The sequence below is a fragment of the Streptomyces sp. NBC_00885 genome (assembly GCF_045207475.1).
Classification (GTDB): domain Bacteria; phylum Actinomycetota; class Actinomycetes; order Streptomycetales; family Streptomycetaceae; genus Streptomyces.
Genome location: NZ_CP108796.1, coordinates 284,577 through 301,583 on the forward strand (window position 1 = coordinate 284,577; position 17,007 = coordinate 301,583).

Genomic DNA, 17,007 nt, shown 5'->3' on the forward strand with positions numbered 1-17,007 from the left:
CCTGGTGAGGAGCCTGGGGAGCGGGGGACAGCGGAGGACTTGTGGGCAAGAGAAGGCGCGCCGCGCGCAGCAGAACGAACCCCGCCCTGATCGGCGGGGTGGTCGCCGTGGTCGTCGGCGGTGCGGGGCTCGCCGCGTACAGCATGTACAGCGGCGATGCGGCAGGCGAGGACGGCAAGGCCGACCGCACTGCGAAGCCGCTCGCAGCAGGCCCGGTGAAGGCGGCGGAGGTCCAGGCCACGGCCGACGGGTTCCTCACCGCCTGGCAGCGGGGCGACGCCGCGAGGGCCGCAGCGCTCACAAACCGGACAGCGGCGGCACAGGCCGCGCTGTCCGGATACCGCAAGGACGCGCACATCGAACAGGTCACGCTGACCCGCGGCAAGGCGTCCGGGCCGAAGGTGACGTTCAGGGTCTCGGCCACGGTCTCGTACGGGGGAAAGAGCAAGCCCCTCGCCTACGACTCCGAGCTCACAGTCGTCCGGGCCGAGGACGGCAAACCGCTCGTCCGCTGGCAGCCGTCCGTCATGCACCCGGACCTCAAGGAGAACGACACGCTGGTCACAGGCGAGGCCGACCCGCCGGTCAAGGCACTGGACCGGAACGGCGCGGAGCTGACCACGGCGAAATACCCCTCGCTCGGCACCGTCCTGAACGGCCTGCGGGAGAAGTACGGCAGAAAGGCCGGGGGTAAGGCGGGGATCGAGCTGCGGGTCGTCCGCGGGGACAGAGCGAAGAAGAGTGAGCAGGGCGCGGAGGAGAACCGGCCCCCCAGCAAGACGCTGCTGACGGTGTCCAAGGGCACACCCGGAACGCTGCGGACCACGCTCAGCGCGACCGCGCAGGCGGCGGCCGAGCGCGAAGTGGGCAAACGCGAGCGGGCCTCCGTCGTCGTCATGAAGCCGTCGACGGGCGAGATCCTCGCGGCGGCCAATTCGAGCCATGGCTACAACACGGCGCTCCAGGGGTCCCTGGCACCCGGCTCCACGATGAAGATCGTGACTGCGTCGATGCTGCTGGAGAAGGACCTCACGTCGATCGACAAACCGCATCCGTGCCCGAAGTACGCGTCGTACGGCGGCTGGAAGTTCCAGAACGTGGAAAGCTTCGAGATCAAGAGCGGCACGTTTCGTTCGAGCTTCGCGGCCTCCTGCAACACCGCCTTCATCACGCAGGCCGAGAAGCTCGACGACAACGATCTGACCAAGCAGGCCCAACAGGTCTTCGGGCTGGGCCTGAACAACTGGTCCACCGGAGTGTCGAGCTTCGACGGCGCGGTGCCGGTCCAGAGCAACGCGCAGATGGCGTCATCGCTCATCGGGCAGGGCGGGGTACGGATGAACCCGCTCAATGTCGCGTCCATCATCTCCACGGCCAAGACCGGCATCTTTCGGCAGCCATATCTGGTCTCGCCCGACGTCGACGGCCGGTCGCTCGCGACGGCTCAGCGCAAGCTGGACGCGTCCGCGCAGACGCAGCTGCACGAACTGCTGAGCTACACCGCGACGTCGGGCTCCGCCGCCGAGGCCATGGCGGGTCTGGGCTCGGACATCGGAGGCAAGACGGGCTCGGCCGAGGTCGACGGCCAGGAGAAGCCCAACGGCTGGTTCACCGCGTGGCGCGGCGACCTGGCCGCGGCGGCGGTGGTGCAACAGGGCGGGCGCGGAGGCAAGTCGGCGGGGCCGCTGGTGGCAGCTGCGCTACGGGCGGGCGGCTGACGTCCGCGCCGCACCGGTGAGCAGGCGGGAGGTGGTCAATACCTTCTGTCACTCGGTTCGTTGTCGATCCGGTCAACCACGATCATCGCCACGTCGTCCGTCATGCGGCCCTCGGTGTGGCGAACCAATCCCTGATGCAGTAGTTCCAGGAACTCGGGTCCGGTGGAGTGGTGCTCTGCTTCCATGGCGTCGGGCAGGGCGAAGAATTCGTTTTCGCGATTGCGGGCTTCTGCGACACCGTCGGTGTAAAGCAGCAGACGGTCGCCGGGTGCGAACGGATAGCTCTCCGCCTTCTCCGCAGGGCCGATGATGAAGTCCTCCAAGCCGAGGGGCGGCAGGGGTGAAGTCGGCATCAGAGCCTGAACCTTGCCTCCGCTGAGCACCAGCGGAGGCACATGTCCACGGTTGACCAACTCCACCACGGGTCCGTCCAGCACCTGTGCCACGACCGCGGTGACGAAGGATTCCGCCTGTTCTTCCTCGTCGTCCTGGTCGATCCCCCCGGGCATGGCGCGCTCCCGTCGCAGCGCAGCCGCGCAGTGGTTGATGACCTCCACCAGGTCTTCTTCATAGTGCACGGACTCCCGGAAGGCACCCAGCACGGCGGCGGCCGAGCGCACGGCGGGAAGCCCCTTGCCGCGCACGTCTCCGACGATCATCCGTACGCCGTACCGGGTCTGCACGGCCTCGTACAGATCGCCACCGATCTGCGCCCCCTCTTCTGCCGCGATATACCTGCTGGCCGCCCGTACGGGACCGAGCCGGGCGGGTACAGGCCGCAGCAGCACCCGCTGTGCCGCCACGGCGATCCGGCGTACCTGGTTCAGCTCGTTCTGCCTCTGGGTGTACACGGCGCTACTGGTCGTGACGCTGGCCGCCGAGACCAGTAGCAGAGCCACGATGTTGGTGTAGACCTGTTGGCTGCCCCACGCCTGGTTGTACGTAGCCGTGGCAACGCTGATGAGCAGAGCGAAGCCCGCCGCCGCGAGGGTGCCTTTGGGGCCCATCGCAACCGCAGCCAGCGCCGGCGTCGCGGTGAGGAGAGGACCGGTGTACAGAAAGTGCGCAGGCGAGAACTCGATGGCCACCACGAGCAATGCGATGGCGAACGGCACACACTCCGCGAGTGTGAACAGCACCCGGCTGTGACCGCCCGCCCCTGGTCGAGGGGCCGAGCGGAAGAGCGACAGCATGGATACAGCCTGCCTTGTCGAGGCGCCATGCTCCACTCGGCGTACCTACAGCACTCGCGGCCGCTGACGTCCGGGGGAAACCCCTACCTCGGAGTTTCATGCAGGCACCATCGATCCGGCGTGCCTTGACTGTGATCGTGGATCCATGGAGATCACGCAGCAGTCACACCGCCGATCCGCCCTTACGTTCGTTTCGAAGACCTTTGGCAGGCCCGGACAGACGTGGGTCTGGCGGGGAATCACGTTGTTGCCGGTCTCGGCTGCCCGGTTCATGCGCAGCGCATCGAGGGGGCGGTTCGCCGACGCGTCCGCGGCACTCGTGGGGACGGGACTGGGGCTCGTCGCCTGGCTCGTCATCCTGATCAGCGCCCAGGCGGCCGTAAATGGCGCCCTCTACCCGCTCCTGGACGCCCACGATTACCGCAACTCCTGGGGCGGCCCTACCCTGGCGGGTGCCTGGGCGGCACACGCGGCGCTGGCCGTGCCGATCCTCGTGGCTGCCATATGGCTGCTGCGCGGCCTGGTCGCACTCGGTTCCCACCATCAGGAGTCATCCACCCGTTCGGGGGCCCACTGGTGGAGCAGGCCGCTCGCCCTTCTGCTGGCCGCAGCGGGAGCGGTGCTGTTCGTGGGATGGATCAATCAACTGTGACCCGGATGGTGTTCGGTCTCCTTGGCTCTCCTCGCCGAACTCCTCAGCGGACTCAGCCCTTTCGGACTTCAATGAGGAACCGCTGCGAGTACGCCACGAAGGGGCCATGGCGCTCGATGAAGTCATGGAGTTCCGCCAGACGATCGCCATAGGCATCCACGGTGAAGTCGGGGACGATCCAGATCACTTTGCGGAGGAAGTGGACCACTGCCGCGATGTCGTAGAACTCCATCCGGAGTGCTTCTTGGCGCAGGTCGACGACATCCAGACCCGCCGCTTCAGCACGGGCTGTCGCCGAAATGGGGCTGGAACCTGCTGTCGTCGCGAACGGCCCGGGAGACTGATGAGCCGAACCCCGCTGCGGCCCCATCATGAATTCGGTCAACTCGCGCACCGAGCCAGAGCCCACCTGCTGGGAAAGATACGTGCCATTCGGGCGCAGCACGCGGCGCACCTCGTCCCAGCGGGTCACCACCGGATGGCGGCTCACGACCAGATCGAAGTGGTCCGATGGGAACGGCAGGTCGGCCGCATCGCCCACCTCAGCAACGGTGGCACGGAACTTGGCCAGGTTGCGTCGCGCAATCTCCACGTTCGGTTGCCATGATTCCGTCGCTGCCACGACCGGTGGGGCGACGGGGGCCGAGGCCAGTACCTCACCGCCACCGGTCTGGATATCCAGCACCGCCTCGGCCTTCGCCATCCGGACCGCGAGCATCTGCGCATAGCCCCAAGATGGCCGCTCTTCGGTTGCCCGACCGTTGAACCAGGAGAAATCCCAGCCCTCCGTGGGCACGGCTGCGCCTTCCGCGACGAGATCTTCGAATCCAGACACACGGCGAGAATGGCAGACGGCGCAGGCGGTCCGCACCGCAGTTGTCTCCCGTGCACATCTCGGCGGTTTGATTCAGGAGTTGGCCCGCCCACGGCGGGCTCGGCGGGCGGTTGGTTACTGCACGCGCCCTTCCGTCTCCTCGTCTGCCTCCTCGTTGGGCAGGTGAACATCGTTGACGGCGATGTTGACTTCGACGACTTCCAGGTCAGTCGTACGCTCCACGCTCGCGATGACGTTCTCGCGTACCTCGGCGGCAACGTCGGCGATGGCGAACCCGTAGTCCACGACCACAGCGAGGTCGACGGCGGTCTGTCGCTCGCCGACCTCGACCCTGATTCCGCGGGTGACGCTCGGGCGACCGCCGGGGACCATGTCGCGTGCCGCGCCCATTGAGCGGGAGATCCTGCCTCCCAGGGTGTAGACACCCGGCACTTCGCGTGCCGCCGTCCCGGCGATCTTCTCCACCACCCCGTCCGCGATGGCTGTCCTGCCCCGTATGCCGGGCGCCGTCCCCGGACCGGTCTCGTGGGCCTGCAGCATTGTTTCCCTCTGCGGGCGGGATGCGCGGGGCTCGGTGGTGGGAATTGCTGTGCTGGTCGACTGTGTCACCTTGAAGACGCCTCCTCGATCGTAGGGCCACGGCAGATGTATTCGGTGCGACGGAGCCTGGCTCGGACCGCCCGACTGCGGGCCGAAATGGCCGCGCTCCAGTGGTCGTTGTCATCGCGCCGGGCGTCGCCTCCGGCTGGAGAATCGCACGGCGGCGACGGTCAGATCGGCCACGAACAACACGATGCCGATGACGAGCAGATATCCCACCCCTTCCGCAACGGCGCCGATGAGTCCCAGCACCATGGCCACGATGATCAGGAGCAGGAAGAGAACCATGTCGCGATCGCATCCTTTGGACTCACGCGGGCGGTCAACGACGTGCGAGCTGTCGTTCGCCGTGAGTACCCGGCTGGTAGGTCATGCCGTAGTGCTGGAAGATCGCTTCCTCCTTGTCCGCGGGCAATACGTCGTCCGTGCCGATCCAAGGGGCCTTTTTCACCAGTGCCCGGGCATAGGAGACCTTGACGTACTCGGGCCCGACGATCGCGTCGTCGACGGGGACGAATACCAGGCGGCGACGAGTGGGTATCCCCGTGCGGACCGTGGCCATGGCCGGTTCGTCGGTGGTGGTGTCTACGTAGACCGCCTCGAGGACACCGATCCTGCGGCCGCCGGGGTCCACCACGTCATGGGTCGCGCCACTCACGGATGTCGGCTGCCTCGATCATCGAGCTGTCCCTCGATCGCGTGCCCCGTCCCATCGTGATGCAAGCCAGGCCGGTCAACATCTCCAGGCCAGGCCGATGCGTTCCTACTCTCAGCCTGCCCCCGTCTGCCGTCGGGCGCCAGGCGGGGCAGGCCGACGTGGGCGCACCGGATCCGAAGGCTGAGCTGCCGGCATAGGAGAGGAAACATGGTCCGCTGCCTCCGAGTTACAGGGAGCTGCCTGCGGTGAGCAGGTCGTCCAGCCCGGCGCGGCGGAAGAAGTCGGCGCGTATGCGGTCGGCGACTGCGGAGACGACTTCGCTGCCGTCACGGCTGGGGTCTGTGTGGGTACGCAGCGGCCGCGTGCCCGCAGGCATGGCCACGAGGCGTACGACGGCGTCGGCGACCTGGGCCGCGTCCGCGTCCGGCGGGATGAGCGCGGCCAGCCGCTTGTCGAGGCCGGCCAGCAGGGCGCCGTAGCGCTCGTTGTACGCGGCGGACCGGGCCGTGTCGGCGGGCGCGCCCGCGTGGACGAAGTGGTTGGTGCCGGAGGTGAAGGCGCCGGGGACGACGATGGCGGTGTCGATGCCGAAGCGCAGTACTTCGGCGGCGTAGCTGACGGCCAGGGCGTCCATGGCCGCCTTCGCGGCGAAGTAGGGGCCGACGAACGGCGGGCAGCCGCCGCGGGTGCTGCTGCTGCCGATCCACACCAGCAGCCCGTGGCCCTGCGCTCGCAGGTGCGGCAGTGCGGCGCGGTTGACGCGCTGAGTGCCCAAGACGTTGATGTCGTAGAGGACCGCGAGCTGGTCCGGGGTGAAGGCCTCGGCCGGTCCGGTGGCCATGTGCCCGGCGTTGTGGACGACCACGTCCAGGCGGCCGTGGGCGGCCAGGATGTGGGCGATGGCGGCATCGGCGGACTGCTCGGAGGTCACGTCGAGTTCGACGGCATGCAGGTCGCAGTCGTGGGCGGCGGCGTAGCGCTTCAGGTCGTCCACCGCGGGTGCGTTGCGGGTCGCGGTCTGGCGGATCCCGGCGTACACGGTGTGGCCGGCGCCGGCGAGGGCACGTACGGTCAACGCTCCGAAGCCGCTGGAGGCCCCGGTCACCAGGATCGTTCTCGTCGTGTCGGAGGGCATGCGAGTCCTTGTCCGTGTTCGGCTGCGGCTTCGTGGCCGGCCGGTGGGTGAGGCGAGGAAGGCGACCGGGGCACCACGCCCCGACGTCTCCACCACGATCGGCCAGTCTCCAGGCGCCATCCAGGGCTGCGTCCACCCAGGGGTTGTCATCCCCTGGCTCGGACCCCGCCCTACGCGTCACGATGGGTGGCGTGAACCTTCCCGAACTCGCCGCATTCCTGAAGTCCCGCCGCGACCGGATCCGTCCGGCCGACGTGGGCCTGCCGACCGGCCCCCGGCGCCGGGTGCCCGGCCTGCGGCGCGAGGAGGTCGCGCAGCTGGCCGGGCTGTCGGCGGACTACTACACCGAGCTGGAACGCGGACGGGGTGCCCAGCCCTCGGCCCAGGTGGTGACCGCCCTCGCCCGTGCCCTGCGGCTGAACGGCGACGAACGCGACCACCTGTTCCACCTTGCCGCCCGCCCCGTGCCTCCGGCGGCGCACGGCCCGTCCGCGCACGTCCAGCCGGCCCTGCTCGGCCTGCTGGACCGGCTCACCACCACGCCCGCCCAGGTCATCACCGACCTGCATGAAATCCTCGTGCAGAACGAGCTGGCCGCGGCGCTCGTCGGCCGGCCCCAGACGGTACGCGGCCCGGCCGCGAGCTTCGCCTACCGATGGTTCACCGACCCCGCCGCCCGCGCCCTCTATCCGCCGGACGATCACCCGCACCATTCGCGGGTCTTCGTCGCCGACCTCCAGGCGGTCGCCGCACGGCGCGACCGCGACACCGAGGTGGCCCGGATGGTGGCCGCGCTACGGCGGCGCAGCGCCGAGTTCGCCGCTCTGTGGGACACCCATGACGTCGCTCTGCGCCGGACCGACCACAAACGCATCGTCCACCCCGCACTGGGAGTCATCGAACTGGACTGCCACAGCCTGTTCAGTGAGGACGGACGCCAGCGCCTGCTGTGGTTCACCGCGCCTCCCGGCACCGAGGGCGCCGCCCAGCTGGAACTGCTCGGCGTCATCGGCACCCAGGACATGGCGGCGAGCGAGAACGCCTCCCGTGAGGGCACGAGCGCGAACGCCGACTGATACCGACCGGCCGGGGTCGCCGGGCTCAGGCGCCCGCTTCGGGCCCGCCCGCTCCGGAGGCCCCCGCCCGCAGCCCGTCCATCACGATGTCCATCAGTCGCGTCGCACGCGGCTGCCAGTCGCTGTGCGGGTCGATCTGCCAGAGCCCGGAAATGGCGAGCACGAAGTCGTCGGGCGTCAGCCCGGGGCGGATGGTGCCGGCCTCCTCGTTCGCGTTCAGCAGGAGCGTGACCGCCTCGGTCACCGGGCCGTGACCCAGCTGGGCCAGGCTGCCGTGCGAGCTGGTGGCCTTGCGCAGCGCGTCGGCCAGACCCGCCTTGGCCATGGCGTACTGGGCCAGGCGGTCCATCCACTCCCTCAGGGCCTGATCCGGTGCGCGGGTTTGGAGCAGCTGGGCAGCGGCGTCGGCGACCTGCTGCATCTCGTAGCGGTAGACCTCCAGGACGAGGGCCTCGCGGTTGGGGAAGTTGCGGTAGAACGTCCCCTGTCCGACGCCGGCCTTCTTCGCGATCGCGCTCAGTGGGGCGTCCGCGGCCCGCGTCAGCTCGGCCAGCGCGACTTCCAGGATGCGCTCGCGATTCCGTTGCGCGTCCGAGCGCAGAGTCGCGCTCTTGTCTTCCTGCACTCGTCCTCCTTCCGGAATCACAGCCATGCCCGGTCTTGCTAACCGGACAGCTGTCCGCTAAGTTCGACGACTAACGGACAGCTGTCCGCTTAGGTCCACCATAGCGGGGGATCCGGACAGCGTGGCCGACCGGTGCCATCGTCACTGGTTCATTCACCCGCATCGCCCTCTCCTTCCCGGACTGTCTGCCGGGATCGTCTCGTTCGACGCGCATCAGCAATGCGAAAGAAGGCTGATCATGGCCCCATCGACGTCCAGCGCCATCACCCTGAACATCAATGGCGAGAAGTACACGCTGCCCGTCGACCATCGCACCACCCTGCTCGACGCCCTGCGCGAGCATCTCGATCTGACCGGTACGAAAAAGGGCTGTGACCAGGCAATGCCGGTGAGTTAGCACGTCGGTGCAGGTCAGCTCGGGTGCTTGGTGACTCTGAGTGTGTAGTGGACGTTACTGGGAGTGCGGGGCTGGTCCCGCTTCCTGACCTCGAAGGTGTTCTTGGACGGCTTCTTGATGCGCTGGCACTGCCGGTTGCGCCGGGTCGGGAGGAGGGCGTTCAGCAGCTCGGCCACGACCTCGCGGCGGGCGGTGCCCAGCGCGGTCGCGTCCGCCGCGACCTGAGCGGCGACAGTCAGCCGGACGAGCTGCATCGTGACGGTGAAGGAGATCCGGTCGGGATCGATCCTGGCCTGCTCTGCCGCGCGCATCTCCAGTGCGCACAACGCCTGGTAGACGGTGAGGAGGGCATAGATCTCCTGGCAGACCAGCTCGGGGGCCTTGGAGCGCAGGATGAACCCGGCACCGCGCAGGCGGTTCTTCAGCTCCGCGAACCCGTTTTCGATCTCCCACCGCTCGTGGTAGGTCAGCGCCAGCTGGCGGGCCGGGGCCAGTTGGGGGTCCAGCAGGCTGGTGACCAGCCGGAATGTCTCGGTGCGGGGCAGCCCGACCCGGGGCCGGACGGTCACGGTGTACTGGATGATGCGGACGGTGTGGCCCTTCGGCGGCTCGGCCAGGGTGCGGCCGGCCGCCCTGGCCTGTCCGTGCCGGACGGTCTCCTTCGGGGTCGGCATGACCGACAGATACGACCCGTCGGGCAGTACCCGCAGCGGGACAAAGACCAGGTTCTTCTTGATCCGCCAGGCCAGATGGGCGCCCGTGGCCCGGGCCAGGCCCCACAACTCGTAGCCGGAGAAGTTGCGGTCGGCCAGCAGCAGCATGTCCGGCCGCAGGCAGGCCAGCAGTTGGCGGGCGAGCTTGTGCTCGCTGAACTTGGCCACGGCGTCGAAGGCCGCGTCGATCAGGGCGTGGGTGCCGCACTCGGTCAGCGCCATCAGGCGGACCTGCGGGTGTCCGCTCTGGTTGACACTGCCTTTGCCGGTGAACCCGAACTCCCGTGCGTTGGCGGGGGTGTCGGGGACGTCCAGCGCGGTGCCGTCCCAGGCGACCAGCCGCAGCCCGAACGCGAACGCGCCCGAGGTTGTCGGCGTGGCCAGCGGGCCGCATCGTCGCTCGAACAGTGCCTGCAGCGGCTTGTCGCCCAGTCGCTGCCGGGCCCGGGTCAGGGCAGAGCTGGTGGGCAGGCGCTGCACGCACATGCCCGGCAGGTGCCGCAGCTTCTCGGTCAGCGTGCGCAGAACCGACCGGTATCCCGGCGGACCGGCACTGTCGGAGCTGCTGAACAGGCATAAACCCAGGACGAAGTAGATCACCGCCCGGGCCGGCAACAGCCGACGGCGACGCTCGCCGCAGCCTGTCAGCGCCACAACCTCGTCCACCAGCCCAGGACTGATCTCCTCGGTCAACACGCCGAGACGCACATGCTCGCCAAAGCGCCCCTCCGGCGGCGCCACCAGCCCGCTTAACGGGACTTGGCCACCCTCGGCGATGGCAGACAACGGACCGGCGGTGGCACACTGAGCAACCAACGGAGTTCCCTCGCGGACAATCGGATCTTGGTCGATCTTCTGTCCTACCGGGAGCTCCGTTGCCGCGTCCCGGCCTCCGCCGACACATCACTAGAAGTAACGAACTACGCAACGTCACGAGGGGATATTTCTACCTGAACCCCTCGCCGATGAACACCTGACCTGCACCTACGTGCTAACTCACCGGCATTGCTGTGACCAGGGCCAATGCGGCGCCTGCACGGTGCTGCTCGACGGGCGCCGGGCAGTTTCCTGCCTTCAGCTCGCGGTCGCGGCCGAGGGGCGCGCGATCACCACCATCGAAGGCGTGGCCGACGGTGAGCGGCTGCATCCCGTGCAGCAGGCCTTTCTCGACCTCGACGGCTATCAGTGCGGTTACTGCACACCGGGGCAGATCTGTTCGGCCCTCGCGGTGATCGAGGAACACGCCGCGGGCTGGCCGAGCGCCGTGACCGACGATGTCCGGCCCGAAGCGGGAGTGCCCGCGCTCACCGCCGAAGAGATCCGCGAGCGGATGAGCGGCAACCTGTGTCGCTGTGGCGCCTATGTGTCGATCGTGCAGGCGGTCGCGCAGGCGGCAGAGGCGGCCGGGGCCGGCGACAAGGAGGCGGCGGCATGAGGGAATTCGGCTACGAACGCGTCTTGGACGTCTCCGGAGCAGTCGCCCTGCTCGGCGCCGACCCCGACGCCCGCTTCCTCGGCGGCGGCACCAACCTCGTCGACCTGATGAAGGCCGGCGTGGAAAGGCCCGCCCTGCTCGTCGATATCACCGGACTTCCCCTCGACGGAGTCGAGTTCAGCCACGACAGTGGGCTGCGCATCGGCGCGACCGTCACCAACAGCGATCTCGCGGCCCACCCCGACGTACGGCGTCACTACCCGGCGTTGTCGCAGGCCGTCCTGGCGGGCGCCTCGGGACAGCTGCGCAACATGGCCACGGTCGGCGGGAATCTGCTCCAGCGCACCCGCTGCGGCTACTTCACCGACCTCAGCAAACCGTGCAACAAGCGTGCCCCCGGCAGCGGTTGCCCCGCCCTCACCGGCGAGCACCACAACCACGCGATCCTCGGCGCCTCCGAGCACTGCGCCGCCACCCACCCCTCGGACATGGCCGTCGCACTCGCCGCCTTCGACGCGGTCATCTCGTACGAAACCGCCGAGGGACCCGGCGAGTTGCCTTTTCCCGACTTCTATCTGCCCGTGGGCGACACCCCGCACATCGAGACCGCGCTTCCGCCCGGCGCGCTGATCACCGGCGTCACGCTGCCGCCGGCCCCCGTCGCCGCCCATGCGCGGTACCGCAAGGTCCGCGAGCGCGCCTCGTACGCATTCGCGATCGGCTCGATCGCCGCCGCGCTCGACGTCCGGGACGATGTCGTACGCGAAGTACGTCTCGCGTTCGGGGCGGTCGCGTCCCGGCCGTGGCGGGCTCGTGCGGCCGAGCGGGTGCTGACCGGCGGCCCGGCGAACGCCGAGGCGTTCGCCGCCGCCGCGGATGCCGAACTGGCGGCCGCCGAGGCACTGCCCGAGAACGGATACAAGGTGACGTTGATGCGCAACCTCGTCGTGGCCGTGCTCACCGAACTCACCGAGGAGGCCTCCCGATGACCACGACGACCGACATCGCAGCCGTGACGGGAGCCGTGGGCTCCGCCCGCATCCGCCTGGAGGGCCGCGACAAGGTCACCGGCGCCGCTCGCTACGCCGGAGAGGTACCCTTCGCCGAACTCGCCCACGGCTGGCTGGTGTTGTCGACCGTGGCCCGTGGCCGTATCCGCTCCGTGGAGGACTCCCCCGTCCTGGCCATGCCCGGCGTCCTCGCCGTGCTGCACCATGGGAACGCGCCGCGCGTCGACACCGCATATGTCGGCATGCTGGGGCGGCCGAACCCGGTCCTCGGGATCTTCCAGCACGACCGTGTGCCCTTCGTGGGCTGGCCGGTGGCGTTGGTGGTGGCCGAGACGTCCGAGCAGGCCAGAGAGGCCGCCGAGGCCCTCGTGGTGCGATACGACGAAGAACCGCACGACGTGGCGTTCTCCTCGGGACGTTCCGATGCGTACACGCCGCAGGACACCCCGATGGTCCAGGCCGGGACGGAGAAGGGAGACATCGAGGCTCAACTCGGTGTTTCCGCAGTCGTCGTGGACGAGGAGTACACCACGCCGGAGGAACACCACAACGCGATGGAGCCGCATGCGGCGACAGCTCGCTGGGACGGTGGCCGGCTCGACGTCGTCGACTCCAACCAGGGCAGTACCTGGGTGGCGGGCGAACTCGCATCGCTCTTCTCACTCGATCCGGCTTCCGTACGGGTGCGGGCCGAGCATGTCGGCGGCGGCTTCGGATCGAAGGGCCTGAGCCCCCACCAAGTGGCCGCCGTGATGGCAACGACCGTCCTCCACCGTCCGGTCCGTGTCGTCCTGACCCGCCGCCAGATGTTCTCGCTGGTCGGTTACCGCAGCCCCACAGCGCAGCGGATCAGGCTCGGCGCCGACGCCGACGGGCGGCTGCGCGCGTTCGACCACCGGTCACAGAGTCTGACGTCGACCGTGCACGAATTCATCGAGTCGAGCGCCGTGATGGGGCGCGTCATGTACGACGCCGACGCGCATCACACCCTTCACCGGCTCGTACGGCTCGACGTGCCGACCCCGACCTGGATGCGGGCACCGGGTGAGGCGCCGGGGTCCTTCGCCCTCGAATCCGCCCTCGACGAGCTGGCCGAGAAGTGCGGCATGGACCCGATCGCGCTGCGCGCGCGCAACGAACCCGAGACGGGTCCCGTGTCCGGGCTGCCGTTCAGCAGCCGCAATGTGCTGGCCTGCTTCGAGGAGGGCGCCCGCAGGTTCGGCTGGGCGGACCGCGACCCGCGTCCCGGCGTGCGCCGTGAGGGGCGCTGGCTGCTCGGGACCGGAACGGCGGCGGCCACCTACCCCTCGGGAGTCGGCCCGTCCACGGCGGCCGTGACCGCGGAGCCGGACGGAACCTTCACCGTGCGGGTCAACGCGACGGACATCGGCACGGGGGCGCGGACCGCGATCGCCTCGATCGCCGCGGACGCGCTGGAGGTGGATCGGGACCGCATCCGGCTGCACATCGCGGACAGCGACCTCGGTCCGGCGATGATCGCCGGCGGCTCGACGGGCACGCGCTCCTGGGCATGGGCGGTGACACTCGCTGTGGCCGAGCTGCGGGAGCGACTGGGCCTGGCGGACAGCATTCCTCCGGAGGGGATCACCGCCCGGTCGAACACCGCCGAGGCCATCGGGGCTCTCGCGCAGAGGGAACGGCACTCCTTCGGGGCGCACTTCGCCGAGGTCGCGGTGGATGTCACCACCGGTGAGGTGCGCGCGCGACGGCTGCTCGGCATCTACGCCGCGGGCACCATCGTCAACCCGCTCACGGCCCGCAGCCAGTTCATCGGCGGGATGACCTGGGGGCTGTCCATGGCCCTCCACGAGGAGGCGGTCAGGGACCAGGCATCCGGCGGCCTCGTCGGCGCCGACCTCGCCGGCTATCACTTCGCCGCGCACGCCGACGTCCCGCTCATCGAGGCGGACTGGGTGGACGACCCCGTCCCGGACGACCCGGTCGGGATCAAGGGCATCGGCGAGATCGGCATCGTGGGCGTAGCCGCCGCGATCGCCAACGCGGTGTGGCACGCGACCGGCGTACGCCACCGGGACCTGCCGATCCGTCCGGACCGCGTCCTGCGGGCGGCGGACGAAGCCAGGCGTCGGGCGGAGGAGGAGGCCCGGAGTCGGTCGGAGGAGGAAGTCCGGAGTGCTTGACATCGCCGAGGAGCTGAACCGCTGGTTCGATCAGGGCCGGGACTTCGCCGTTGCCACCGTCGTGACAGTCGGCGGCAGCGCGCCACGCGGTCCCGGCGCCGCGCTGGCAGTCGACAGCCACGGCACCGCCATCGGTTCCGTCTCCGGCGGTTGCGTGGAAGGGGCCGTGTACGACCTGTGCGTCCAGGCGCTCCAGGACGGCCGGACGGCGCGCGAACGCTTCGGATACAGCGACGAGGACGCCTTCGCTGTGGGACTCACCTGCGGTGGCGTCATCGAAGTCCTGGTCACGCCGGTGCGCGCGGACGCGCCGGTGTTCCGGGCAGGGGTGTCGGCGGCGGACCGAGGAGAGGCGGCGGCACTGACCCGGGTGGCCCGGGGCCCGGACGAACTGCTCGGCAGGGTGCTGCTCGTCCACCCCGACGGATCGTACGAGGGCAGCCTCGACGCCGATCCGGAATTGGACAGGACGGCGGCGGCGGAGGCCCGCGCGATGCTGGACACCGGCCGCACCGGCACGGTCGAGATCGCGGAGGACGGGTCGCGCTGCCCGGGCGGCGTGACGCTGTTCGTGGAGTCGAGCGTCCCGCCGCCCCGGATGATCGTCTTCGGTGCCGTGGACTTCGCGACGGCGCTCGTACGGGCGGGCAAGTTCCTCGGCTATCACGTGACCGTGTGCGACGCCCGGCCGGTCTTCGCCACCCGCGTGCGCTTCCCCGAGGCCGACGACCTCGTGGTCGACTGGCCGCACCGCTACCTCCGGCGCACCGCGACGGACGAACGAACCGTCCTGTGCGTGCTCACCCATGACGCCAAGTTCGACGTGCCGCTGCTGGAGACGGCCCTGCGGTTGCCAGTCGCGTTCGTCGGCGCGATGGGCTCGCGCCGAACCCACGAGGACCGCAACCGGCGTCTGCGCGAAGTCGGCGTCACGGACGGCGAGTTGGCCCGGCTGCGCTCCCCCATCGGCCTCGACCTCGGCGCCCGCACCCCCGAGGAGACCGCCCTGTCCATCGCGGCGGAGATCGTCGCGGCGCGCCGGGGCGGGACGGGGGTTCCGCTGACCGGTTCGGGGACGCCCATTCACCACGACACCGACGGGAGGGACGCAGGCGGGACCCGCTCCCGAACAGCGGCCTGACCATGTCCCCCTCGAAGGTTCGGGGACTTGACCAACTCCCGTGCTTGGCATACCTGTTGCGGGCCGGCGCTCATGCTCAGCTCGCGGAGTTCGTGCGGTACCGTCCGCGGAACTCCGCCAGCAGTTCGTCAGTCACTTCGGCGCCTGCGGCCACTGCCGCATGCACCTCGCGGAAGTACCCCTCGTATCCGGCAGGAGTGTAGAGACACAGGGCTCGCGCGGTCTGTGTGCCGGCGTTGCGGAATCCGTGTGGTGTGCCGCGCACCGCGGCCAGCAGGCCACCGGGACCGGCCGTTATCTCACCGTCGCCGTTGTGGAGGGTCAAGTCCCCCTCCAGGACGTAGAAGTACTCGTCGTGTCCGTGGTGGACATGGGGTCGGGCGCCCACGATCCCCGGGCCCAGCGTGAACTCCTCGAAGGCGAACCGGCCTTCGGTGTGCTCGGCGGTGAGCCTGAAGAAATGTCCGACCCCCGCCACGTCGATCAACTCCCCCTCGTCGGGGCGGCGAAACAGCGGGCGGCGGTCCGGCGATTCATATTCGATCATCGTCGCATCATGGCAGAGACCTGCAGCGAAGCAGCCCGCTGAGGTCCACACCCTGACATGGGGTCAGGGGCGCCTCAGGGTAGGGCCAGGGGGCTTCCCGATGGCCGCCGGGCGGTGTGCGCCAGGAGGCTGACTCTCATGCAGACCACCACTGACAAGCGCCCCTCGACCGTCCGCCGCGGGGTCGCCGGACTCGCCGTCGCCGCCGCCCTCGCCACCACCGTCATCGGTGCGGCCGGCGCCCCCGCCGTCGCCGCTGACGTGCCTCCCACCCCCTCGTACGACTTCAACGACTGTCCGGAGATCCCGGCCGGTGTCGACGCGCCCCGCTGGAAGTGCGAAGTGCTCACCGCTACCGGCTCGTTGACCCTCGGAAGCCGAAGCGTCCCCGAACTGGCACCAATCACGATCACCCATGCCGAAGGCCCGATGCCCGACGGAAGCAAGGGGCAGGTCTGGGGCGCGCTGCGCGCAGCGCCGACGCGGGTCCCCGGCGGCCTCCTCGGCAACGTCGCCGGGGACCACAGCCGCCTGCTCTCCCTGTCCCTGCAGCCCGAGTACGGCGGCTGGTCCGACTTCTACTCTGCAGGGAACAGCCTGGGTCTGTTCACCATGCGCTTTCGCGCCCTCAGTCCCCTGCTGCCGCACGGCTGCGTCATCGGTGGCGACGCCCCGATCGAGCTCCGCCTGCAGCGAGCGGGCGCCTCCCAGTGGGTGTCGAAGAACCCGCCGATCATCAAGTTCGACGCGTACGACGATGTCTTCACCGCTCCGGCCGCCGACGGCTGTGGACCCCTGAGCCGCCTCGTCAACGACCGGTTCAGCCTCCCGGCGAAGGCCGGGAACGCGATCACCTTGTCCTCGTACTACACCTTCAGGACGTACGACCAGCTTTCGCCGCGCTGACGTCAATCTCGGCCGGGCGGTGCCAGAGGTTACCCACGGCTCAGCAACGCGCTTTCCATGAGCGGCCGGACACCGCCGTGCGTACCGGTCCCTGTCCGCACTCTTGTGGCCGGTCCGCGACTGTCCGATACTCCACCGCAGCGCTTGTCGGGGACACGTCATCACGTTGCCCTGGCTGCGCCTCACGGGCCTCTCACCCCCCGG

15 protein-coding genes and 3 pseudogenes are annotated in these 17,007 nt (G+C 69.5%); 9 read left to right on the forward strand and 9 right to left on the reverse strand.

The features are described 5' to 3' along the window. The first annotated feature begins 41 nt into the window (after window positions 1–41). Entirely contained in the window at window positions 42–1,718 is a 1,677-nt protein-coding gene (locus OHA61_RS01385) for a penicillin-binding transpeptidase domain-containing protein (RefSeq protein WP_406301276.1), read from the forward strand. A 35-nt stretch (window positions 1,719–1,753) separates the two neighbouring features. On the opposite strand, the gene OHA61_RS01390 is transcribed toward OHA61_RS01385, so the two are convergent. Next, entirely contained in the window at window positions 1,754–2,911 is a 1,158-nt protein-coding gene (locus OHA61_RS01390; protein WP_406301277.1) for a PP2C family protein-serine/threonine phosphatase, read from the reverse strand. Between the two features lie 271 nt (window positions 2,912–3,182). On the opposite strand from OHA61_RS01390, the gene OHA61_RS01395 reads away from it, so the two are divergent. Further along, window positions 3,183–3,563, forward strand: a complete 381-nt coding sequence (locus OHA61_RS01395; RefSeq protein WP_406301278.1) for a hypothetical protein — start codon at window positions 3,183–3,185, stop codon at window positions 3,561–3,563. Between the two features lie 52 nt (window positions 3,564–3,615). On the opposite strand, the gene OHA61_RS01400 is transcribed toward OHA61_RS01395, so the two are convergent. The 5 genes and pseudogenes from OHA61_RS01400 to OHA61_RS01420 all read right to left on the reverse strand — a co-directional run bounded on the left by OHA61_RS01400 (window position 3,616) and on the right by OHA61_RS01420 (window position 6,791). Continuing rightward, window positions 3,616–4,398, reverse strand: a complete 783-nt coding sequence (locus tag OHA61_RS01400; RefSeq protein WP_406301279.1) for a class I SAM-dependent methyltransferase — start codon at window positions 4,396–4,398, stop codon at window positions 3,616–3,618. 114 nt (window positions 4,399–4,512) lie between these two features. Continuing rightward, complete coding sequence (locus OHA61_RS01405; RefSeq protein ID WP_406301281.1) at window positions 4,513–5,007, reverse strand: Asp23/Gls24 family envelope stress response protein; 495 nt, start codon at window positions 5,005–5,007, stop codon at window positions 4,513–4,515. A 111-nt stretch (window positions 5,008–5,118) separates the two neighbouring features. Continuing rightward, window positions 5,119–5,286, reverse strand: a complete 168-nt coding sequence (locus tag OHA61_RS01410; RefSeq protein WP_324983986.1) for a hypothetical protein — start codon at window positions 5,284–5,286, stop codon at window positions 5,119–5,121. A gap of 34 nt (window positions 5,287–5,320) precedes the next feature. Continuing rightward, window positions 5,321–5,678 (reverse strand): annotated as a pseudogene (locus OHA61_RS01415) (PRC-barrel domain-containing protein). A gap of 204 nt (window positions 5,679–5,882) precedes the next feature. Beyond that, window positions 5,883–6,791, reverse strand: a complete 909-nt coding sequence (locus tag OHA61_RS01420; protein ID WP_406301282.1) for an SDR family NAD(P)-dependent oxidoreductase — start codon at window positions 6,789–6,791, stop codon at window positions 5,883–5,885. 191 nt (window positions 6,792–6,982) lie between these two features. On the opposite strand from OHA61_RS01420, the gene OHA61_RS01425 reads away from it, so the two are divergent. Continuing rightward, on the forward strand, window positions 6,983–7,867 hold the full coding sequence (locus OHA61_RS01425) for a helix-turn-helix transcriptional regulator (protein ID WP_406301283.1): 885 nt from the start codon (window positions 6,983–6,985) through the stop codon (window positions 7,865–7,867). A gap of 25 nt (window positions 7,868–7,892) precedes the next feature. Here the strand turns inward: OHA61_RS01425 and OHA61_RS01430 are convergent, their stop codons facing one another. Next, complete coding sequence (locus tag OHA61_RS01430) at window positions 7,893–8,519, reverse strand: TetR/AcrR family transcriptional regulator (RefSeq protein ID WP_406301284.1); 627 nt, start codon at window positions 8,517–8,519, stop codon at window positions 7,893–7,895. Window positions 8,520–8,730: 211 nt separating this feature from the next. On the opposite strand from OHA61_RS01430, the pseudogene OHA61_RS01435 reads away from it, so the two are divergent. Further along, window positions 8,731–8,871: pseudogene (locus OHA61_RS01435) on the forward strand ((2Fe-2S)-binding protein); the annotation flags it as partial. 32 nt (window positions 8,872–8,903) lie between these two features. On the opposite strand, the gene OHA61_RS01440 reads toward OHA61_RS01435, so the two are convergent. Next, window positions 8,904–10,388, reverse strand: coding sequence for an IS4 family transposase (locus OHA61_RS01440; protein ID WP_406301285.1), 1,485 nt, complete (start codon window positions 10,386–10,388; stop codon window positions 8,904–8,906). 223 nt (window positions 10,389–10,611) lie between these two features. Between OHA61_RS01440 and OHA61_RS01445 the strand changes: the two are divergent. The 4 genes and pseudogenes from OHA61_RS01445 to OHA61_RS01460 all read left to right on the forward strand — a co-directional run. After that, a pseudogene (locus tag OHA61_RS01445) lies at window positions 10,612–11,037 on the forward strand (2Fe-2S iron-sulfur cluster-binding protein); the annotation flags it as partial. Next, window positions 11,034–12,026: an FAD binding domain-containing protein gene (locus OHA61_RS01450; RefSeq protein WP_406301286.1), complete on the forward strand. Its 993-nt coding sequence runs from the start codon at window positions 11,034–11,036 to the stop codon at window positions 12,024–12,026. The pseudogene OHA61_RS01445 and the gene OHA61_RS01450, both read left to right, overlap by 4 nt. Further along, window positions 12,023–14,209 carry a xanthine dehydrogenase family protein molybdopterin-binding subunit gene (locus OHA61_RS01455; protein WP_406301287.1) on the forward strand — a complete coding sequence of 729 codons (2,187 nt, stop codon included), beginning with the start codon at window positions 12,023–12,025 and terminating at the stop codon, window positions 14,207–14,209. Before OHA61_RS01450 ends, OHA61_RS01455 begins: the two co-directional genes overlap by 4 nt. Further along, entirely contained in the window at window positions 14,202–15,350 is a 1,149-nt protein-coding gene (locus tag OHA61_RS01460; RefSeq protein ID WP_406301288.1) for an XdhC family protein, read from the forward strand. Before OHA61_RS01455 ends, OHA61_RS01460 begins: the two co-directional genes overlap by 8 nt. 76 nt (window positions 15,351–15,426) lie before the next feature. Here OHA61_RS01460 and OHA61_RS01465 read toward each other — a convergent pair whose 3' ends face one another. Further along, on the reverse strand, window positions 15,427–15,897 hold the full coding sequence (locus tag OHA61_RS01465) for a cupin domain-containing protein (RefSeq protein WP_406301289.1): 471 nt from the start codon (window positions 15,895–15,897) through the stop codon (window positions 15,427–15,429). 138 nt (window positions 15,898–16,035) lie between these two features. Between OHA61_RS01465 and OHA61_RS01470 the strand changes: the two genes are divergently transcribed. Further along, window positions 16,036–16,803 (forward strand): hypothetical protein, encoded by a 768-nt coding sequence (locus OHA61_RS01470; protein WP_406301290.1) that lies wholly within the window; start codon window positions 16,036–16,038, stop codon window positions 16,801–16,803. Window positions 16,804–17,007: the final 204 nt, after the last annotated feature.